At 69.5% G+C, this 18,140-nt stretch carries 24 protein-coding genes; 8 read left to right on the top strand and 16 right to left on the bottom strand.

The window, feature by feature from the left end:
- The first annotated feature begins 96 nt into the window (after window positions 1-96).
- Both fbp and gap read left to right on the top strand, forming a co-directional pair.
- The gene (gene fbp, locus JOD27_RS42080) at window positions 97-1,218 is read left to right on the top strand and encodes a fructose-1,6-bisphosphate aldolase/phosphatase (protein ID WP_204767984.1); all 1,122 of its coding nucleotides are present in this window, start codon (window positions 97-99) and stop codon (window positions 1,216-1,218) included.
- A gap of 9 nt (window positions 1,219-1,227) precedes the next feature.
- Window positions 1,228-2,238 carry a type I glyceraldehyde-3-phosphate dehydrogenase gene (gap, locus tag JOD27_RS42075; RefSeq protein WP_204767983.1) on the top strand — a complete coding sequence of 337 codons (1,011 nt, stop codon included), beginning with the start codon at window positions 1,228-1,230 and terminating at the stop codon, window positions 2,236-2,238.
- A gap of 43 nt (window positions 2,239-2,281) precedes the next feature.
- Here gap and JOD27_RS42070 read toward each other — a convergent pair whose 3' ends face one another.
- Window positions 2,282-2,797, bottom strand: a complete 516-nt coding sequence (locus JOD27_RS42070; protein ID WP_204767982.1) for a flavodoxin domain-containing protein — start codon at window positions 2,795-2,797, stop codon at window positions 2,282-2,284.
- A gap of 124 nt (window positions 2,798-2,921) precedes the next feature.
- Between JOD27_RS42070 and JOD27_RS42065 the strand changes: the two genes are divergently transcribed.
- Window positions 2,922-3,416: a flavodoxin domain-containing protein gene (locus JOD27_RS42065; RefSeq protein WP_204767981.1), complete on the top strand. Its 495-nt coding sequence runs from the start codon at window positions 2,922-2,924 to the stop codon at window positions 3,414-3,416.
- 111 nt (window positions 3,417-3,527) lie between these two features.
- The gene (locus tag JOD27_RS42060; protein ID WP_204767980.1) at window positions 3,528-4,079 is read left to right on the top strand and encodes a DoxX family membrane protein; all 552 of its coding nucleotides are present in this window, start codon (window positions 3,528-3,530) and stop codon (window positions 4,077-4,079) included.
- 318 nt (window positions 4,080-4,397) lie between these two features.
- On the opposite strand, the gene JOD27_RS47050 is transcribed toward JOD27_RS42060, so the two are convergent.
- From JOD27_RS47050 to JOD27_RS42020, 9 genes are all read right to left on the bottom strand, one after another.
- On the bottom strand, window positions 4,398-4,523 hold the full coding sequence (locus JOD27_RS47050) for a hypothetical protein (RefSeq protein WP_307830633.1): 126 nt from the start codon (window positions 4,521-4,523) through the stop codon (window positions 4,398-4,400).
- A 182-nt stretch (window positions 4,524-4,705) separates the two neighbouring features.
- Window positions 4,706-5,092, bottom strand: coding sequence for a CBS domain-containing protein (locus JOD27_RS42050; RefSeq protein WP_204767979.1), 387 nt, complete (start codon window positions 5,090-5,092; stop codon window positions 4,706-4,708).
- Window positions 5,089-5,544 (bottom strand): universal stress protein, encoded by a 456-nt coding sequence (locus tag JOD27_RS42045; RefSeq protein WP_204767978.1) that lies wholly within the window; start codon window positions 5,542-5,544, stop codon window positions 5,089-5,091. The genes JOD27_RS42050 and JOD27_RS42045 overlap by 4 nt, the downstream gene beginning before the upstream one ends.
- The gene (locus JOD27_RS47045; protein WP_307830632.1) at window positions 5,541-6,473 is read right to left on the bottom strand and encodes an acetate--CoA ligase family protein; all 933 of its coding nucleotides are present in this window, start codon (window positions 6,471-6,473) and stop codon (window positions 5,541-5,543) included. The genes JOD27_RS42045 and JOD27_RS47045 overlap by 4 nt, the downstream gene beginning before the upstream one ends.
- On the bottom strand, window positions 6,470-8,134 hold the full coding sequence (locus tag JOD27_RS47040) for a GNAT family N-acetyltransferase (RefSeq protein WP_307830631.1): 1,665 nt from the start codon (window positions 8,132-8,134) through the stop codon (window positions 6,470-6,472). The genes JOD27_RS47045 and JOD27_RS47040 overlap by 4 nt, the downstream gene beginning before the upstream one ends.
- Window positions 8,135-8,146: 12 nt before the next feature.
- On the bottom strand, window positions 8,147-10,408 hold the full coding sequence (locus JOD27_RS42035) for a heavy metal translocating P-type ATPase (protein WP_204767977.1): 2,262 nt from the start codon (window positions 10,406-10,408) through the stop codon (window positions 8,147-8,149).
- The gene (locus JOD27_RS42030) at window positions 10,405-10,914 is read right to left on the bottom strand and encodes a universal stress protein (protein ID WP_204767976.1); all 510 of its coding nucleotides are present in this window, start codon (window positions 10,912-10,914) and stop codon (window positions 10,405-10,407) included. Before JOD27_RS42030 ends, JOD27_RS42035 begins: the two co-directional genes overlap by 4 nt.
- 71 nt (window positions 10,915-10,985) lie before the next feature.
- Window positions 10,986-12,197, bottom strand: coding sequence for an MgtC/SapB family protein (locus JOD27_RS42025; RefSeq protein WP_204767975.1), 1,212 nt, complete (start codon window positions 12,195-12,197; stop codon window positions 10,986-10,988).
- A 5-nt stretch (window positions 12,198-12,202) separates the two neighbouring features.
- Window positions 12,203-12,412: a DUF1918 domain-containing protein gene (locus tag JOD27_RS42020; RefSeq protein WP_204767974.1), complete on the bottom strand. Its 210-nt coding sequence runs from the start codon at window positions 12,410-12,412 to the stop codon at window positions 12,203-12,205.
- A gap of 147 nt (window positions 12,413-12,559) precedes the next feature.
- On the opposite strand from JOD27_RS42020, the gene JOD27_RS42015 reads away from it, so the two are divergent.
- On the top strand, window positions 12,560-13,006 hold the full coding sequence (locus JOD27_RS42015; protein ID WP_204767973.1) for a universal stress protein: 447 nt from the start codon (window positions 12,560-12,562) through the stop codon (window positions 13,004-13,006).
- A 57-nt stretch (window positions 13,007-13,063) separates the two neighbouring features.
- Here the strand turns inward: JOD27_RS42015 and JOD27_RS42010 are convergent, their stop codons facing one another.
- The 5 genes from JOD27_RS42010 to JOD27_RS41995 form a co-directional block, all read right to left on the bottom strand.
- A complete protein-coding gene (locus tag JOD27_RS42010; protein WP_204767972.1) occupies window positions 13,064-13,207 on the bottom strand; it encodes a universal stress protein in 144 nt (47 codons plus the stop codon).
- Between the two features lie 117 nt (window positions 13,208-13,324).
- Window positions 13,325-13,573 (bottom strand): universal stress protein, encoded by a 249-nt coding sequence (locus JOD27_RS45645; RefSeq protein ID WP_307830630.1) that lies wholly within the window; start codon window positions 13,571-13,573, stop codon window positions 13,325-13,327.
- Window positions 13,570-13,761 carry a hypothetical protein gene (locus tag JOD27_RS45640; protein ID WP_239571419.1) on the bottom strand — a complete coding sequence of 64 codons (192 nt, stop codon included), beginning with the start codon at window positions 13,759-13,761 and terminating at the stop codon, window positions 13,570-13,572. Before JOD27_RS45640 ends, JOD27_RS45645 begins: the two co-directional genes overlap by 4 nt.
- A 64-nt stretch (window positions 13,762-13,825) precedes the next feature.
- On the bottom strand, window positions 13,826-14,398 hold the full coding sequence (locus tag JOD27_RS42000; protein ID WP_204767971.1) for a CBS domain-containing protein: 573 nt from the start codon (window positions 14,396-14,398) through the stop codon (window positions 13,826-13,828).
- Complete coding sequence (locus JOD27_RS41995; RefSeq protein WP_204767970.1) at window positions 14,377-15,057, bottom strand: hypothetical protein; 681 nt, start codon at window positions 15,055-15,057, stop codon at window positions 14,377-14,379. The genes JOD27_RS42000 and JOD27_RS41995 overlap by 22 nt, the downstream gene beginning before the upstream one ends.
- 126 nt (window positions 15,058-15,183) lie before the next feature.
- On the opposite strand from JOD27_RS41995, the gene JOD27_RS41990 reads away from it, so the two are divergent.
- The 3 genes from JOD27_RS41990 (at window position 15,184) to JOD27_RS41980 (ending at window position 16,425) form a co-directional block, all read left to right on the top strand.
- Complete coding sequence (locus JOD27_RS41990; protein ID WP_204767969.1) at window positions 15,184-15,453, top strand: DUF1876 domain-containing protein; 270 nt, start codon at window positions 15,184-15,186, stop codon at window positions 15,451-15,453.
- A 10-nt stretch (window positions 15,454-15,463) separates the two neighbouring features.
- Window positions 15,464-15,691: an SHOCT domain-containing protein gene (locus tag JOD27_RS41985; protein ID WP_204767968.1), complete on the top strand. Its 228-nt coding sequence runs from the start codon at window positions 15,464-15,466 to the stop codon at window positions 15,689-15,691.
- Between the two features lie 80 nt (window positions 15,692-15,771).
- Window positions 15,772-16,425, top strand: coding sequence for a response regulator (locus tag JOD27_RS41980; RefSeq protein ID WP_307830629.1), 654 nt, complete (start codon window positions 15,772-15,774; stop codon window positions 16,423-16,425).
- Here JOD27_RS41980 and JOD27_RS41975 read toward each other — a convergent pair whose 3' ends face one another.
- Window positions 16,426-18,105, bottom strand: coding sequence for a GAF domain-containing sensor histidine kinase (locus tag JOD27_RS41975; RefSeq protein ID WP_204767965.1), 1,680 nt, complete (start codon window positions 18,103-18,105; stop codon window positions 16,426-16,428).
- Window positions 18,106-18,140: the final 35 nt, after the last annotated feature.

Genomic DNA, 18,140 nt, shown 5'->3' with positions numbered 1-18,140 from the left:
GAGCCACCCAGCGGCAAGCACACATCAGCCACACCCCGCCGTCCTGGGCGTCCAGAACACCTCGTCCTGGACATCAACAAGCTTATGGAGCACACCATGATCACCCTCAGCATCATCAAGGCCGACACCGGAGGTTTCGTCGGCCACTCCTCGGTGCACCCCGACATGCTGGCCGCCGCCCAGGAAGCACTCACCGCCGCGATCCGCGACCACCTCGTGCTCGACGCCAAGGTCGCGAGCTGCGGTGACGACATCTCACTCATCATGACCCACGAACACGGCGCGGACGCCGAACCGATCCACGCGTTCGCCTGGGACACCTTCCTGGGCACCACCGAGATCGCCAAGCGCCTCGGGCTCTATGGCGCGGGCCAGGACCTGCTCTCCGACGCGTTCAGCGGCAACCTGCGCGGAATGGGGCCCGGCTACGCCGAGCTGGAGTTCACCGAACGGCCGAGTGAGCCGATCATCTGCTTCCTCGCGGACAAGACCGAGCCCGGCGCGTGGAACCTGCCGCTGTACAAGATGTTCGCCGACCCGTTCAACACCGCCGGTCTGGTCATCGACTCGAAGATGCACGCCGGCTTCCGGTTCGAGGTCTACGACCTGCACGAAGAGAAGAAGATCTGGTTCGACTGCCCGGCCGACCTCTACGAGATGCTGATGTACATCGGCGCACCGGCCCGGTACGTCATCCATTCCGTCCAGTCGAAGACACTGGACGAGCAGGCCGCCGCGACGTCCACGCAGAGGTTGTCGCTCATCGCCGGGAAGTACGTCGGCAAGGACGATCCCGTCATGATCGTCCGTGCCCAGTCCGGGCTGCCCGCCGTCGGTGAAGTGCTGGAACCGTTCGCCTTCCCCCACACCGTCGCCGGCTGCATGCGCGGCTCCCACCACGCACCGATCATGCCGGTCGCCATCGGCCACGCCACGCCCGCGCGGTTCGACGGACCACCGCGTGTCACCGCACTGGGCTTCCAGGTGCGCGACGGCAAGCTGATCGGCCCTCGCGACATGTTCGACGACCCGTCGTTCGACCGCGCCCGCAGCCAGGCCAACGAGGTCATGGACTACATGCGCCGCCACGGCCCCTTCGAACCGCACCGTCTGCCGCTCGAAGACCTCGAGTACACCACCATGCGGCTGCTCGAAGAGCGTCTGGCCCCGCGCTGGGAGCCGATGGCGCCCGCACCTCTCCCCGTCCCAGCCAGGTAGGAGATCCTCATGCCGGTTCGCGTTGCCATCAACGGGTTCGGTCGCATCGGGCGGGACGTGCTGCGCGCCGCCATCGACCGGAACGACACGGCGATCGAAATCGTCGCGGTCAACGACATCACCACACCGGAGACGTTGGCGCACCTGCTCGCGTTCGACTCGACCTACGGACCGTGGCGCAGGCACGTGTCCGCCGAGGGGAACACCATCACCGTCGACGACCACAGCATCCTGGTGACCGCTGAGGAAAACCCCGCAGAGCTCAACTGGGGGCTGCTCGGCGCCGACATCGTCATCGAGGCCACGGGCCGGTTCCGCACCAGGGAGACGGCCGGTGTCCACATCGAACGCGGCGCGCGCAAAGTCCTGATCACCGCGCCGGGCAAGGACGTCGACGCCACGATCGTGCTGGGAGTCAACGACGACACCTATGAGCCGGGCACCCACCACATCATCTCGAACGCGTCCTGCACCACCAACTGCGCCGCCCCGATGGCGGCCGTGCTGGACGAAGCGTTCGGCATCGTCGAAGGCGTCATGACCACGATCCACAGCTACACCGGCGACCAGGCACTGCTCGACCGCCCGCACAAGGACCTTCGCCGGGCGCGCTCCGCGGCGGTGAACATCATCCCGACCTCGACCGGTGCGGCCCGTGCCATCGGGCTGGTCATCCCGACGCTGGACGGCAAGCTCGACGGGCTGGCCGTGCGGGTCCCGGTCGAGGACGGCTCGCTCACCGACCTGACGGTCCGGCTCGCCGAGCCGACCACCGCGGGCCAGGTGAACCGCGCCTTCGCCGAGGCGGCCGCCCAGCAGCTCAAGGGAATCCTGCGCTACACCACGGATCCCGTCGTGTCCCGGGACATCATCGGCGACCCCGCGTCCTGTGTGTTCGACGCATCGCTCACCAAGACGCAGGGCCACGTCGTGAAGGTGATGGGCTGGTACGACAACGAATGGGGCTACGCCAACCGCACCGTGGACCTCGCGGACCGCATCGCCCGCACGCTTCCATGAGACCGGTTGTGAGTGGTTTCCGTCGCCTGGCGCCGGAGACCACTCACGACTTCTGCTCCGCCAACACGTCCGCGATCGACTCGCTCCACCTCTCCATCTCGGCCCAGTCGCGGAAGTCGCCGAACCGGCCGCCCATGGCGCGGAACAACAACGCGCCGAACTTCCCGAACGTCGACGGCGTGATCACACCGGTGAACAGCCGGTGTTCCACCGGGGTGACGTCCCTGAGCAGCTCTGCGAGGATGTCGGTCTCCTCCAGCATCGCCCACCTGCGGAGCGGGCCGCGCAACGCGCCTGGCAATCCGACGCTGAACAGCCACACCGGCTTGCCACACAGGGTGCGACGGTTCTGCGCGAGGAAGTCCGCAGCCGCCGGCAGCCAGGCCTTGTCGTGGACCGCGCTGCCGATCACGAACGCGTCGTAGTCCGCCACGCCGGTCACCTCCTCGACCGAGCGCAGCTCCACTTCGTGTCCACGTGCCATCAGTGCGCCTGTGATCCACTCGGCAATGCCCGCCGTCGAGCCCGCAGCGCTCGCGTAGACCACCAGAACCCTCATCACTGCCTCCTCTGTCGCCTTCCACGATCGCCCTGCGTGAAGACCGACTTCAGTAACCCGCGTCCCTGCTCGGGTGAGCACAAGTGCTCTGTCCCGGCTGGATTGCCAGTACGAAGGTGTTGGTATGACTGAGATTCTCGTCGCGTACGCGACCAAGATGGGTTCTACCAAGGAAATCGCCGAGGCGATCGCGGCGCGGATCGGCTCGGCCTCGCACGAGGTGACGGTGCTGGACGTCGCGGACGTCCGCTCGGTCGAGCCGTACAAGGCGGTGGTGCTGGGCAGTGCGCTCTACGCCGGCCGGTGGCGGACCGAGGCGGTGAAGTTCCTGAAGCGCAATGCACCCGCGCTCGCCAGGAAACCGGTGTGGCTGTTCCACAGCGGTCCGCTCGGCAGCGACCTGTCCGCCCAGAAGGCACCGCGCAAGGTGCGCGAGCTCGCCACTCGCATCGGTGCGGACCAGCCCACCACCTTCGGCGGACGGCTCACACCGGAGACCGCTGTCGGCTTCCTCGCCAGGAAGATGGCCCAGGGAAGCATGGCGGGCGACTACCGCGACTGGGACGCGATCGACCTCTGGGCGAACCACATCGCCGAGCAGCTCGTCGCCGCACGCTGAAACCACACGCCGACCGCCAACGGGCTCATCCAGCGCGGCCCCAAGGACCCTGGGTGCGCCACCGTGTGCGCGTGAAGCTCGTACTCAACGCGAAATACCTGGGAGGTAACGATGTCTGCTGTTGATGTGCCTGTCCGGACCCGCATCGACGCGGGTGCGATGTCACTCGCGGTGCTGCGCATCGCGACCGGTCTGTTGTTCCTGTGGGCCTTCTTCGACAAGGCCTTCGGGCTCGGCTACGCCACGCCGGCGAAGAACGCGTGGTTCTCCGGAGGCTCGCCCACCAAGGGCTTCCTCGGCCGGGTCGACGTGGGACCGTTCCAGTCGACGTTCCGCGACTGGGCCGGCGCCTGGTGGGCCGACACGCTCTTCATGGTCGGTCTGCTCGCGATCGGCGTGGCGCTGGTGCTCGGCATCGGCCTGCGGATCGCCGCTGTCGCCGGCACGCTGATGATGCTGCTGATGTGGGCTGCGGAGTGGCCGCCCGCGCAGCAGAACTCGGCCGGCGAGGCGACGATGTCCACCAACCCGGTCATCGAGTACCACGTCGTGTACGCGCTGGTGCTCATCGTGGTGGCGGCGACGGCGTCCGGCGCCGTCTGGGGTATGGCCCGCTGGTGGGCCGACCTGCCGTTCGTCCGGGCGAACCCGTGGCTCAAGTGACGACGACACGGAAATGGGTCACCGCGGCCGCGGTGACCCATTTCCGTCGTCCAGTCACGCCGATGAGGCCTCCAGTGCCACGGGCGCACGCCGCCAACCTGTAGGCGACCATCGCTCAGCCGGACTGGACATCGAGATCCCCCGCCCGGTCGGGAACTTCGCGCTGCAACGTGCGCGCGGTGCGCTGGTAGCCCTGTGCCTGCGGGGGTGCGTCAGCGTGATCCCGGGTCGAGTCACCTCGTGATAGTCGATCGTGGTCACCGGATGGGCGATCATGTTGATCCTCGCCCGCCGCTTGTCGTCGCCTTCCACCACGTATCAGCGTGACTCGGCGGTGTCGGTGTACTTGCGCAGCAGGATGCCGTCCTCGGCGAGCGTCCGCTCGAACACCGGGCACTGCCGCAGGAACAACCGGTGCCGCTCCGGCGTGCAGTAGCCCGTCACCCGTTTCCACCCCGGCGCGGTTGTACCAGCTCCGGTCCAGCGGTCCCTCGAACAGGACGACGAGCCGCGCGCCGGTCTCCCCGAGTCACTCCTGCAGCTTCACCAGCTCGGTCTGCAGGCGGTACGGCTCCCCTTCATGGACGTCCCGCCTCAGCCTGTCCATCGGAGTCTCCGTCACGCGGTCAGCCGGGGAGACCGGCAGGACCGACTCGCAGGTGCGGGTCGCCGTGGCTGATCGCCCGAAGCACATCGCACGTCGTCACCACGCCGACGATCCGGCCGTCGTCGAGAATGGGCACGCTGAGCGCCCCACGGAGCGTCATCGCGTCGTACAGCGTCGCCGCATCCGTCTCCGGGCCGAAGGTCAGGACCGGTTGCGACATCACGTGCTCGACCTTGCCACTGGCACCCGCGCAGGCCGCCTTCGTCACCACGCCGAGAAACACGTCCTCGTCGACCACCGGCAGCATCGTGAGGCCGAAGTCGTCCATGAGGCCCTCGGCGTGCCGAGCGAAGTCACGCGGTCCGACGGTCACGAGCGGACCAGTCGCCACGTCACGGGCCTTCATCGAGCCACCTCAGCCGACTCCCGGTCGGTCACCGGAATCACGACGACCGGGCTGTGTGCATGCCGAACGACGTGCATGCTCGTCGAGCCCAGCACGATCTGACGCATCCGGTGGCCGGTGTGCGATGCGACGACCAGCAGTGCAGCGTCCTCGGAGGCCTTCTCGAGCACCTCGGCCGCATATCCGCGCAGGCTTCGCTGGACGATCTCGGGCAACTCGGCACGTCCTGCCGAGGCCGCGCGCACCGCCTCACCGATCAGCGCCTCCGACTCGGCTTCGGCCTGCTGCACGGCGTGCTCCCGCCAGTCCACCATCGGCTCGTAGTTCCAGGCGTTGACGACATGCAGCGGGCAACGGCGCACCACGGCCTCGTCCATTGCCCACCGGAGCGCACGATCCGATGCCGGCGTTCCGTCGACTCCCACGACGATCGGGGTTGCTGTCGTGCTCATCTCGTCCTCCTCAGTTGACGCAGAAACGGGTCGATGGGCTGGGCGGGGGCGACGCGGATTCTGGCGTCCACCACCAGGCAGCCAGTGCTCGTCACGATGAGCGGGTTGATGTCCAGCTCGGTAACTTCGGGCAATGCTGCGGCGAGGTCGGCCACGCGCAGCAGGACGTCGCGTACAGCTGCCTCATCGGTTCCCTCGAGCACCGCACCGGCAGCGCGGTAGCCGCGCATCAGGTCGTCAGCGTCCGCTGTGGACAGTGGCGCCAGCGCGGCGGAGCGATCGTCGATCAAGTCGGTGTCGACACCACCGAGTCCGGTCACCACGAGCGGTCCGAACTTGGCGTCGGTGGCGACGCCCACCAGCAGTTCCCGCTCCCCCGATGCCATCGGCTGCACGAACACGCCGCGCAGGCGGTCACCGAAACGGTCCTGGAAGGCGCGGAACGCCTCCGCGACCGCACCCTCGCCGGCGACGCCGAGTACCACTCCACCGCCTTTGCTCTTGTGCAACAGGTCCTCCGCCACGGCTTTCATCGCGACCGGGCCGTCGTAGGCGCGTTGTGCGGCCACCGCGTGCTCCTCAGTCGTCGCGAGGGTTCCGCCCAGCACCGGGAGTCCGAACGCCTTCAGCAGGCGCACGACCTCGTCCGGCGGCAGCCAGCCCTCCCTGTTGCGGGCGACGATCCCCTGGGCGGTCTGCAGATCGACACCGGTCGGCTTCGGGTACTCCCGCGGCCGGTCGAGCCACTCGGCGCGTTCCGCCAGCCGGGCCAGCGCCGTGGCGGCTCGGGCCGGTGCGGCGTAACAGGGCACGTCGCCCGCAAGCCATTCGGTCTGACCGGTTCGCACCGCGAGGACCGGCTTGTCGGCCAGTCTGTGCACCGCGCCAGTGGGATCACCGAGCGCGGTCGGCACGGTCACGGTGATCACCGCGTCGACCGCTGAGTCCGCGCCGATGACGTCGAGCAGCGGGCGAACGTTTCCTCGTCCACGACCGCGATCGTGTCGACCGGATTGTGCACGCTCGCGGCCGGCGCGACGAGTTCGGTCAACACGTTCGAGGTCGCGGCGGACAGCTCCGCCATCCGCAGCCCGTTGCGGACGCATGCGTCCGCAGCCAGTACGCCGAGACCGCCCGCGTTGCTCAGCACGGCGACGGACCTGCCTCCCGGCACCGGTTGCCGCAACGCCAGCACGACGTCGACCAGCTCCGGCACGCCGTCGACCGCGATCACGCCCGCCTGCCGGAACAACGCGTCCCTGGTGACCGACGGTGTGGCCGTCGAAGCGGTGTGCGAGGCCGCCGCCCGTTGCCCTGCCTCGCTGCTCGCCGCACGGATCGCGATCACGGGTTTGCGCTTGGCCACCTCGCGGGCCAGCCGGGAGAACTTGCGCGGGTTGCCGAAGGACTCCAGGTACAGGGCGATGATCCGGGTCTCCGCGTCGTCCTTCCACCACATGAGCAGGTCGTTGCTGCTGATGTCGAGCTTGTCACCGGTGGAGACCAGACCGGACATTCCGAGGCCGAGCCGCCGCAGCTCCTCCTGCACGGCGATAGCGACACCGCCGGACTGGGTGACCAGCCCGATGTCGCCCGCGAGCGGGTCGTGGACGGTGAAGGTCGCGTTCATCCGCACCGCCGGCGAACTCGTCGACACACCGAGACAGTTCGGGCCGACCAAACGCATGCCGTGTGCGCGCACGGGTTTCATGAGTTCGTCGGGGTCAACGCCCGACGAGATGACGACCAACGCGCGGACGCCGCGGCGTCCGCACTCCTCCGCGACACCGGGCACGGCTTTCGCCGGCACGCACAGCACCGCGAGGTCGGGGGCTTCCGGCAGTTCGGTCACCGAGGCACAGCAGTCCACTCCGGCGACCGATTTCGCGTGCGGGTTGACCGCGTACAGGTCGCCGGTGAAGTTGCCCTGCACGAGGTTGCGCAGCACGGCGTGGCCCACGGAGTTCGGTGACCGGCTCGCTCCGACCACCGCGATCGAACGTGGTCGCAACACGTTGGTCAGGCTCGCGACGTCCGCTTTCGCTTCGCGTTCGGCGACCGCGTCGAGATAGCGCTCGCAGGGCTCGAGGCCGAGGTCGACGTGGACGACGTCACCGTCCGGCACGACCGTCCACACCAGACCCATGTCGGTGAACACCCGCAGCATGCGGAAGTTCATCGTGAGCACTTCCGCGGTGAACTTACGGATGCCCTGGCTGCGAGCCAGGGACGCGAGGTGCTCGAGCATCAACGTGCCGACACCGTGTGTCTGCTCGGCGTGCGACACGACGAGTGCGACTTCGGCGTGTTCAGGAACGCGCTCGACGACGTAGCTCGCGGCCCCGAGCAGGCGACCCTCCCGCAACACGCCCAGCACCACGTGCCTCGGCTCGTCAGGGGACACCATCCGCTGCACGAAGTCCTCGAGCTGCCGCGGCGAGGTGCTGAAGAACCTGAGGTACTGGTCCTCCACCGGGAGCGAGCGGTGCAGGTCGAGCAATGCCGTGACGTCGCCCGGTCCCAGCTCGCGCACCTCGACGACCGAGCCGTCGGTCAAAAGCGCCCGCACGGGTGCCGGCTGCCGGTCCATGTCGATCCTTCCTCAGCGCGAGTCCGCGAGCACGAAGTAGCTTTCTTCCTCCTGCGCGAAGTGCAGGCGAAGCACGGCGTCAAGGCCGTAGAGAGTGGCGCGCAGGTCGTCGACCTGGTCCGCGGTCAGCCCGCCGGACTCGTCGAGGTGTCGGCCGAGCCGGCGCACCAGCCGTTCTATCTCGGCGTGGCCACGGCTCATCGGAACGGTCGCGTGCTGGTCGTCGAACTCCGCGGTCAGCACCGGGTAGAGCTCGTGCTCTTCAGCACGTTCGTGAGGGAGGAGGCGCTCGACCACCAGCCGGTGCGCGTGCCGCACGGCTTCGGCCGCATCCGCCGTCATGCCCGCGTGCAGTCCGTCCGCGGCTACGCGCACCGCGTCCCGCACTTCCTGCAGCAGGGTGTGCTCCGCGTCGAACCTGGCCAGCAGCCTGGTCGTTTCCGGTCGCATCCTCCTGTGCCGCAACGGAAGGAGAGCACGCAGCGAGTAGAGGATCACCGCGACGTCGATCGCCTCTTGAACGAGCGCACCGCCGACTGCGGGGAGGAGTCCGACGGCGGCGAAGCCCATCGCCACGACCGCCAGCCCCATGCCGGCCGTCGCGCTCTGCAAGGCGATTCGCTTGGCGTGTGCGGCGATCTCCACACCGTCGGCAAGCCGGTCGATGCGGTCGTCCAGGATGATCGCGTCCGCTGCCTGGGCGGCAGCCGCGCTGCCGCGGTTCCCCAACGCCACTCCGACGTCGGCAGCAGCGAGCGCTGGTGCGTCGTTGATGCCGTCACCGACCATCACGGTGATGCCGCCGGACCGCTCCTCGCGGACCCGCGCGACCTTGTCCGCGGGGGCGCACCGAGCCACCACGTCGTCGAGCCCGAGCATCCCCGCGACGTCCTGTGCGACCGCCGGACGGTCTCCCGTCAGCATGACCACCCGGCGCAAACCGGCCGCCCGCAGCCGCCGCACGGTCCTCCCGGCCTCGCGTCGCAGCGGATCGCGGAGCAGCAGCGCGCCGATGAACTTGCCGTCGGCTTTCACCCACACCGGCGTCGCCGCGTCCAGTCGTGCCTTCCCCGCGACCGCGCGTTCCCAGTCCTGGGCAGGTTCCTCGTCCCGTGCTCCGACGAAGACCGTCGACGACCCGACGCGTCCGCCGACACCGTGACCTGGGCGCTCGTGCACGTCCTGAGCCGGTTCCACGGGCAGCTCGGCCGTCCTCGCGGCCTCGACCACGGCCGATGCCAGCACATGGGTGGACAGTTGCTCGACGGAGGCCGCGACGCCGAGCACGCCGGACGCCGTCCAGCCGGGCGCGGGAACGATGTCCACCACGACGGGTCGCCCGACCGTCAAGGTGCCGGTCTTGTCGAGGACCGCCACCCGCGCGCTGCCCAAGGCTTCCAATGCCTGCCCGTCCCGCAGAACGACACCGACACGGGCTGCACGCGACATGCCCGCGGTGATCGCGACCGGCACGGCGAGCAGCAACGGGCACGGGGTCGCGGTCACCAGCACGGCCACCGCACGCGTCAGATCGCCCGTCATCACGGTCACCAGCCCCGCCACCAGCACGGCGACGGGCAGGAACACCGTGGCGATCCGGTCGGCCACGCGCACGACGGGCGCGCTCATGGCCGCCGCTTCCTCGGCCAGCTTGACCACTCCCGCGTAGGTGCTCTCCTGTGCCGTGGAGGCGGCCTGCACGTCGACCGCGGTGCCTTCCACCAGGACGCCGCTGCGCACGCGTTCGCCACGCAACCGGTTGACCGGATCCGGCTCACCGGTCAGCACCGATTCGTCGAACGTCGCGTCACCGAGCAGAACTCCGTCCACCGGCACCACCTCGCCGGGACGCACCACAACGACGTCTCCGGGCACGACCGCGTCGACCTCGACCTCGCGAAGCCCACCGGCCTGCCGCACCTGAGCGTGCTGTGGTGCTCGATCCAGCAGCGCGCTCAGGTCCCGCCGGGCTCGCCGCCGCGCGTAGTCGTCCAGCGCGTGTCCGGTCCCGACCATGACGGCCACAACGGCGCCGGCCAGGTACTCACCGACCACCAGTGTGCCGACGAGGGCCAGCACCGCGAGGACATCCGCACCGAACCGCTTGGCGCGAATGTCCTCGACGACCCACCACGCCGCGGGAACGACGGCCGCGGCTGTCGCGACGGCCCACCAGATCCGCGCGCTGTGCGGATCCTGAAGCCACACCACCCCGCCCGCGACCGTGGTGAGCACTACCCCCGTCAGGAAGACGTGGCCGAGGCGTGCTCTCACAGCAACGGTCCAGGCGTCAGCGGGACGGCCACGTCGACGACGGGGCGCTCGTCCTGCTGTTCGGTCTTGGGTTCGCGGATCACGACCACCGGGCAGGAGGCGTGGTGCACGCAGTACGAGCTGACCGAGCCCAGTAGCGCCTCGACGATCGTGCTGTGGCCGCGGTTGCCGACCACGAGCAGCTCAGCGTCCTTGGACGCCTCGGTCAACGCGGTCCGGGGATCGGCTTCGACGAGGATTGGGCGGATCTCGACGCCTTCGAAGCCTTCGACCGCCTTGTCCAGGCCGGCCTGCGCCGCGGCGCGCATCGCATCCGGCGACATCGACATCACGATCTCGGCGGACGCCGCGCCGATCACGAACCCGTAGTCCGGGTGCCACGCCGAGACCGCGTCGACCCTGCACCCACGCCGCCGAGCGTCCTGCACCGCCCATTCCAGCGCCGCCCGCGCTGCGGCCGATCCATCCACGCCGACCACGAGGGGCCGGGATTCGTTCTCGCTCATACACTTCAGCCTCCCGGCCGATGTGATCACCGGTGAGTGGCCGGGGTCCCGTGCAGTGCGGGACCTTCGTCCTACCAGGCCACTCCGAGCGCAACCGCGGCCACGACCGGCGCCAGCCATGCGGCGAGTTGCAGCGCGAACTTCGGTCCACCAGCCACTGCGGCGAGGATGAGCTTCACGACCGTGTTCGTGGCGAGCGCGGCGCCACAGGCCAGCACCGCCGTGTGTACAGGAATCGACTGTGGCGCAAGGGAAGCGGCGGCAATGGCCGCAGCGTGCGCGTCCGCGAGGCCGCCGAGCGCTCCCGCTGCCACCACTCCCCCGCCACCCAGCCATTCGGCCGCCGCGCGGGTGATCACCAGGAACAGCACCAGGACCGCGGCCAGCGTCAACGCCGCCTTGATCGACATCGGTCTGCCGACCACCGGTTCGTCCTCGGCCTCCGCCGGTTTGGTGCGCCACACCAGCCACGCCACCTCCACCAGCAGCACCAGTGCGCCGGCGCCGACCGCGGGGAGCAGCCGGAGGGCGACCGGCGGGCTCGCCACCGTTGTCACGGCCACGATCTGCGCGAGGGTCGCCAGGTTCACCGCCACCGCCCCGGGAAACGCTGCCGCGCCGACGGTGCGGTACTTGCGGGCCATCACCGCGGTCGTCGCGGAACCGGACACGAACCCACCGGCGAACCCCGTGACCAGGAGGCCCCAGCGCTGCCCGAACGCCCGCGCGGCCACGTACCCTGCCCAGCCGATCACCGTCACTGCGATGACCAGCCACCACACCCTTGTCGGGTTCAGCACCCCGTACGGACCGAGCGGCCGATCCGGCAGCAGCGGCAAGACCACGAACGCGACGACGAAAAGGATCATCGCGTCACGGATGTCCTGATCGCTCACGACTTTGCGGGCGAAGCGGTGCAACGGCCGTTTCGCGGCAAGCAACGCAGCGACCACCACACCGACCGGCACCGCCAGTTCGGGCCGTTGCCACGCCAGCGCGCCCAGGAGAAAGGTCGTGATGGCCGCGATCTCCGTCGTCGCACCGGGTTCCGCGGTGCGCACGTACCAGGTGATCACCAACGCGGCGACCGCCACGAGCGCGACGCCCAGCACGATCGGGGACACCGCGGCGCTCACCGCACCAGCCAGTGCGATCACCGGGAACGTCCGCGAGCCCGCCGGCCGGACCGAGTCACGGGCGTTGTCATGCTCCCGCTCCACGCCCAGCAACAAGCCGATGGCCAGTGCCGTCGCGAGATGTCCCAGCGCGACCGCGGTGTCCAAGGACGTCAGCCCACGTGCAGCCGGGCGGCCTCGGCCGTCACGACGTGTGCGTCCGGTCCGGGGAACACCAGAGCCTCGTGGCCGGAGTCCAGCCACCGGACCAGATACGGCGGCGTCCCGTCCGGGTGCCGCACCTCCAGGATCAGCCCGCGCCGGCCGCCGTGGTCGATCACCGGCCCCTGAACGACCAGCCAGTCGCCCGCTTCCGCCTGCATGGCCCACCTCCCGATCGAGTTGCTTCGAGGGTTCGCCTCGGCCGCGGGCGCCAGCAGGGCGGATGGGCTCGCCCGTGTCGTGACGTTGGTCCCTGCCGACCGATGTGCGGCGACAGCCACCCTCGTTGCAGGCGATGGGAGCGGACGATGAGGACACCAGTGATCGTGGTCGGCGTGGACGGTTCCCCGCAGTCGACTGCCGCGCTCCGGTGGGCGCTGGAGGAGTCGGCGCGCCGTGGCGCCAGGGTGGAGGCGGTGCTGACGTACTACCACGAACCCGTGTTCGTGCCGGCGACCTCGATGGGGCTGCACCCGTATGGCGAGCGGCCGCAACGCCATCCGGCGGCGGAACTGCACGCCAACGTGCGGCTGGCACGCGCGGCGGTGCCCGACGCACCAGATGTCGCCGAGATCGTCGAGGTGGGCGACGCGGCGGACCACCTCGTCGAAGCCTCCAGGCACGCCGACCTGCTCGTGATCGGCACGCGCGGCCACGGACGGATCGCAGGGGCGGTGCTGGGCGGAGTCGCCGCCAAGTGCCTGCACCACGCCGAATGCCCGGTCGTGGTGATTCCACCGCGTGCCGTGAAATGACCCGTGACCTGCGGAGGCGACCTCGCCCACCGCGGGGAGGCCGCCTCGGTGTTCCTCTCACTCGGCGGGGCGGACGATCGCCAGCGGGCACGGGGCGTGGTGAACGAGCGCCTGGCTCGTCGACCCGAGCAGCATGCCGGCGAACCCGCCGTGCCCATGGCTGCCCACCACCACGAGCTGCGCCTCCGCGCCGTACCGCATGAAGCCGTTGCGCCAGTAGCCGCTGTTCCTCCCCCTCGACCTGATCCCAGTCCACAGTGAACCGCGACGCGCTGCAGGCGCTCTCCACCATGAAGTCCTGCCGGCACATGAGCGCGGTCAACGAGCAACCACGCATCGAGGCGGCGAGCCGTCCACACCGACCACCACCGGACCATCGGGCACCGACGTGCCACGGACGACCACCGTCGGGCACGTCCCGTGTGCGGCAAGCGCGAGCGCGGTCGAGCCGACCAGCAGGCCGGTCACGTTGCCGAGCCCCTGCGATCCCAGCACCACCAGCCGGGCGTCGCGCGACTCCTTGATCAGCAAATGTGTCCCGTTGTCGCTGAAGGCCTCGGTTGTCACCTCGACATCGGCGCGGCGGCACGGGCAGCGGCAACCGCCTCGGTCAGCCACCCGTGCGCCTGGTCCTCGATGGCCTTCTGGATCTCGGTGCCGGTCAGGATGATCTCCGGGTATCCCCGGACGGGCAGGAATACCCGTGCACCCGCCGCAGCGGTGCGTGGTGGCGAGCGCACTCGTCGGCGGCCCACTTCACCGCGGCCGGCGCCGACGACGAGCCGAAGACCCCGACCACGACCGGGGCGTCAGGTCCCTTCATCGCTTTCCCCCCGTCAGCACGCGGACGCGCAGCACGCCGGGCACGGCACCCGTGAGAGCGGTGAGCACACGTTCGGTCTCGTCATCAGCGGCCTCCCCACCGACCACGGCTTCGCCGTCCTGCACCACGACCGTCCACCTGCGACTGCCGCCGCTGTAGAGGTCGAGCATCCGTTGCGCTTCGGCCGACACGGTCGTGTCCGTGCGGGCGAGCACACGCACGAGGTCGCGGCGGGTGACGACGCCGACGACGTGCGAGCCGTCGACGATGGGCACGCAGCGGATGCGGTCGTCCACGAAGACTCTGGCGATCACGGCTCCCTGTGCGCCGGCGTCCATCGCGACGGTGGGAGAGGTCATCACCTCGCCCACGGTCTGGCCGTGGGTCTCGTCGACGTAGCCGTTGCGCAGCAGGTCCGCCTCGGTGACGATGCCGATGAGCCGCTTGTCGTCGTCGACGACCGGCAGTGCGGTGAATCCGTGCGACACGAGCAGCGCCGCCGCGCCGCGCACCGGCACCTCCGGTCGCACCGTGATGGCGGGGCTGGTCATGATGTCGCGAGCACGCATGGCGCTTCTCCTCTCCGGTCGTTGGCACCCACGAGCAGCAGCGCCTGCGGGAAACCCGCCAGCTCGTGGCGTTCGATCAGACCTGCCCGCCACTCCTGCCGGTGCATCAGGTGGATCACGGGCCGGACCCGGAAGCCCGCGGAGCGCGCCGCGAGCACGGCGGCCTGCAACGCGCCACCGCCCCGCACGTGGTCCGTGCGCCTGTCGCCGACCGTGACCACAACCAGCGTGTCGTCGTCGACCGGATGCAGCTCGGTGCCCGCCCAGTGGTTGGCGGACACGAGGTCGCGGGCCGCACCATCGGCGGTGCCCTCGGGAAGCAGCGTCGCGCGGTGCTGGTCCAGCTCGCGCGGGTCCGGCGGCAGCCGCCGGTCGGCGCGCACGATCGCGATCAGGTCCGGGTTCGCGTTGTCGGCGGGGAACACGACCTTCGCGTGCCAGCCTGCGGCCCGGATGGCGAGCACGATGTGTTCGAGTGCCGCGCCGCAGGTCAGCAGCCGGTCCATCCCGAGGGGGTCGTGCGACGACCTGTGCGCGACCTCGTAGAGGTAGACCGACCGGTTGTGCAGTTCGAGCACCCAGGGTTTGCCCTCGCTGTAGACGGGCGCCCTCCTGGCTGCTTCCACGATGTCCGCCGCTTCGGCGGCACTCCAGCGCATGCTTCGACGATCCGGCCCGCTCCGGCCCGCCGGACAGGGCGGAGGGTCTCGCCCGGCGCGGGACGTTGGACTCTGCGAGCGGGCAGCACTGACGTTCCACGCTGGAACCCCGGAAGAGGAGGTTCCATGAGCACCGCGAAGAAGTGGTCGGTCGAGATCTACCTCGACGAGCACGAGTCGCAGACCAGGGCGGAGGCGCGCCTGCACACCGCGGACAAGACCCACCTGGTCGGGTTCGGGCTGGCCCGGCTCAACCCCGCGGACCGTGACGTCCCGGAGATCGGTGACGAGCTCGCGGTGTCGCGTGCGCTCGCCGACCTCGCGCACCAGCTGCTCGACGCGGCCGCCGGCGACATCGAGGCCGTCACGCACGCATCGGCACAGCCGGCCAAGTGAGGAGAGCAAGATGCACTGGTACTACGACAGCCCGATGGGCTGGGGCGGCTTCGTGATGATGACGCTGTTCATGCTGGTGTTCTTCGGTGGCCTGATCGCGCTCGGGGTGGCCCTGCTCCGCCGCACGGGCGACCAGGGCGGCGGTGCGGCGCTGCGCATCCTCGAGGAGCGGCTGGCCAGGGGCGACATCGACACCGACGAGTTCGACCGGGTTCGCAAGACCTTGCGCTCACGTTGATCAGAGTCTTTGGTCCCTGTGTCGGCTCGTCCATGTGGAGGATCGTTCAACTCGATGTCGTTGAGCGAGAGGTGATGACGGTGGTTGCGCGAGTGTTCCTGGTGGACGACCACGAGGTGGTCCGCGTCGGGATCAGGGAACTGCTCAGCGCCTCGGACGACCTCGAGGTCGTCGGCGAGGCCTCCTCGGTCACCGAAGCGCTCACCAGGGTGCCCGCGGTGGCACCGGACGTCGCCGTGCTCGACGTGCGGCTGCCCGACGGCAACGGCATCGAGCTGTGCCGGGAACTGATGTCGCGGCTGCCCGACCTGAAATGCCTGATGCTCACGTCGTTCACCGACGACGAGGCGTTGTTCGACGCGATCATGGCGGGTGCGTCCGGGTTCGTGCTCAAGAGGATCGTCGGCTCCGACCTCACCAACGCGGTGAAGACCGTCGCCGCCGGACAGTCGCTGCTGGACGCCAGGTCGACGTCGGCGCTGCTGAAGCGGATCCGCCGCGAACGCGAGAACGGTGACCCGGTGCGCATGCTCACCGAGCAGGAGCGCACGGTGCTCGACCTGATCGGCGAGGGACTCACGAACAAGCAGATCGCGGACAAGATGTTCCTCGCCGAGAAGACGATCAAGAACTACGTCTCGCACCTGCTCGCCAAGCTCGGCCTGGAACGCCGCACCCAGGCCGCCGTGCTCGCGTCGAAGCTCGTCAAGCCCGCACCTCTCGAGGAGGGCTAGTCAGTCGAGCGGTACCTGCCAGGTGACCCGCGTGCCGCCGCCGGGTTCGTCCGCCACTGCAGACGATCCGCCATAGCCGGACGCACGCTGCTCCAGGTTGCGCAGGCCGCTGCGGGCCACCTGTGGCGGCATGCCGACGCCGTTGTCCACCATGCTGATGATCAGCATGTCCCCCGCCTCGACGGTGAGGGTTAGCTCGGTCGCCCTCGCGTGCCGCACGGCGTTGCTGACCAGTTCGCGCACCACGGCCTCGGCGTGCTCGCCGAGGTGGTCGGGCACCAGGTTGTCGATCGTGCCGCTCATCCGCACCGCCGGTGTCAGCTCGGCGCCCTCGGTCAGCTCGGCGACGATGTCGAGCAGCCGGCGCCGCAACCCGGTGTCGTCGTCTGCCGACTGCAGGTCGAAGATCGACGTGCGGATCTCGAGCACGGTCTGGTCGAGCTGGTTGACCGCCTTCTGCACCCTGCGCTTGGCCTCGGGGTGGTTCACCCAGGTCAGCGCGCCCTGCAGGCTCATCCCGGTGGCGAACAGCCGCTGGATCACGTGGTCGTGCAGATCCCTGGCGATCCGGTCGCGGTCCTCCAGCACGTCCACCAGACGCCGCGCCTTCTGGTTCTCCGCGAACTCCAGCGCGACCACCGCCTGGTCGGCGAGTGAGGCGAGCAACGGCATGAGATCCGCCCCGAACGGCACCGCACCCTTCTCCCGAACCGTCACCAGCAGGCCGGACACCGCGGTACCCACGCGCAGGGGCACGATGACGCACGCGCCCAACTCGGTCTCGTCCGAACCGAACAGCCCCTCCAGGTCTTCGACCAGCATCGGGGCCCCCGACTCCAGCACCTCGGCTAGAACCGTCGCTGATGAGTCGATCGTGCCGTCCACCAGCGACGCACCAGCTTGGGCAACGGCGTGCAAACGTTGGTCCGGTCCCGCGGCGAGGAACACGGCCACGCTGTTCGCGGCCGCCAGTTCCATGCACCGGTGAACGATGAGCTGGAGCGCGTCCTCCCCCGAGGCTCCGCCCAGCAACTGCGAATTGATCTCGGCGGTGGACTCCAGCCACCGCTCCCGCAACCGCGACCGTTCGAAGAGCCGGGCGTTCTCCACCGCCACGCCGGCGGCAGCCGCGAGCGCCTCCAGCACAACCTCGTCGTCCGGGGTGAAATCAGCGCCGTCCGTCTTCTCCGTCATGTAGAGGTTGCCGAAGATCTCGTTGCGCACCCGTACGGGAACGCCGAGGAAGCTGTGCATGGGCGGGTGGTTGGCCGGGAAGCCCACCGAGGCGGCGTGCTCGCTGAGGTCGTGCAACCGGATCGCCCGCGGGTCTTTGATCAACAGGCCGAGCAGGCCCTTGCCCTCTGGCAGGTGGCCCATCTTCGAGCGGGTCTCGGGATCGATCCCGACATAGACGAACTGGGAGAGGTTGTGGTGCTGGCCGAGCACGCCCAGCGCACCGTACCGAGCCCCGACGAGTCCGACAGCGGCCTGGACGATGCGTTGCAGGGTCGAGTCCAGCTCCAGGCCGGATCCGACCGCGAGCACGGCGTCGAGCAGGCCCTGCATCTTGTCCCGCGTCGACCCGATCTCGGCCAGACGCTCGCGCATCTCGTCGAGCAGATCGTCGAGCCTCAGTCCGCCCAGCAGGCTGCGCGACTGGCTTTCTGCTGAACCCGTCATGGATCAAAGCCTGACACGTGGTCGTTGTGGCGCCA

It is taken from the genome of Lentzea nigeriaca (assembly GCF_016907955.1).
Classification (GTDB): domain Bacteria; phylum Actinomycetota; class Actinomycetes; order Mycobacteriales; family Pseudonocardiaceae; genus Lentzea; species Lentzea nigeriaca.
This window is presented reverse-complemented; position numbering and strand designations above follow the sequence as displayed.

What these genes read in the sequence shown, in the direction of transcription:
- JOD27_RS41990 (WP_204767969.1), top strand. Translation starts at nt 15,184, where the DNA reads ATGAGCACCGCGAAGAAGTGGTCGGTCGAGATCTACCTCGACGAGCAC.
- JOD27_RS41975 (WP_204767965.1), bottom strand. Translation starts at nt 18,105, where the DNA reads ATGACGGGTTCAGCAGAAAGCCAGTCGCGCAGCCTGCTGGGCGGACTG.
- JOD27_RS42010 (WP_204767972.1), bottom strand. Translation starts at nt 13,207, where the DNA reads ATGCGGTACGGCGCGGAGGCGCAGCTCGTGGTGGTGGGCAGCCATGGG.
- JOD27_RS42070 (WP_204767982.1), bottom strand. Translation starts at nt 2,797, where the DNA reads ATGAGGGTTCTGGTGGTCTACGCGAGCGCTGCGGGCTCGACGGCGGGC.
- JOD27_RS41985 (WP_204767968.1), top strand. Translation starts at nt 15,464, where the DNA reads ATGCACTGGTACTACGACAGCCCGATGGGCTGGGGCGGCTTCGTGATG.
- JOD27_RS42065 (WP_204767981.1), top strand. Translation starts at nt 2,922, where the DNA reads ATGACTGAGATTCTCGTCGCGTACGCGACCAAGATGGGTTCTACCAAG.
- JOD27_RS42045 (WP_204767978.1), bottom strand. Translation starts at nt 5,544, where the DNA reads ATGAGCACGACAGCAACCCCGATCGTCGTGGGAGTCGACGGAACGCCG.
- JOD27_RS42020 (WP_204767974.1), bottom strand. Translation starts at nt 12,412, where the DNA reads ATGCAGGCGGAAGCGGGCGACTGGCTGGTCGTTCAGGGGCCGGTGATC.
- JOD27_RS42000 (WP_204767971.1), bottom strand. Translation starts at nt 14,398, where the DNA reads ATGCGTGCTCGCGACATCATGACCAGCCCCGCCATCACGGTGCGACCG.
- JOD27_RS47040 (WP_307830631.1), bottom strand. Translation starts at nt 8,134, where the DNA reads ATGGACCGGCAGCCGGCACCCGTGCGGGCGCTTTTGACCGACGGCTCG.
- JOD27_RS42030 (WP_204767976.1), bottom strand. Translation starts at nt 10,914, where the DNA reads ATGAGCGAGAACGAATCCCGGCCCCTCGTGGTCGGCGTGGATGGATCG.
- gap (WP_204767983.1), top strand. Translation starts at nt 1,228, where the DNA reads ATGCCGGTTCGCGTTGCCATCAACGGGTTCGGTCGCATCGGGCGGGAC.
- fbp (WP_204767984.1), top strand. Translation starts at nt 97, where the DNA reads ATGATCACCCTCAGCATCATCAAGGCCGACACCGGAGGTTTCGTCGGC.
- JOD27_RS42015 (WP_204767973.1), top strand. Translation starts at nt 12,560, where the DNA reads ATGAGGACACCAGTGATCGTGGTCGGCGTGGACGGTTCCCCGCAGTCG.
- JOD27_RS42050 (WP_204767979.1), bottom strand. Translation starts at nt 5,092, where the DNA reads ATGAAGGCCCGTGACGTGGCGACTGGTCCGCTCGTGACCGTCGGACCG.
- JOD27_RS41995 (WP_204767970.1), bottom strand. Translation starts at nt 15,057, where the DNA reads ATGCGCTGGAGTGCCGCCGAAGCGGCGGACATCGTGGAAGCAGCCAGG.
- JOD27_RS42060 (WP_204767980.1), top strand. Translation starts at nt 3,528, where the DNA reads ATGTCTGCTGTTGATGTGCCTGTCCGGACCCGCATCGACGCGGGTGCG.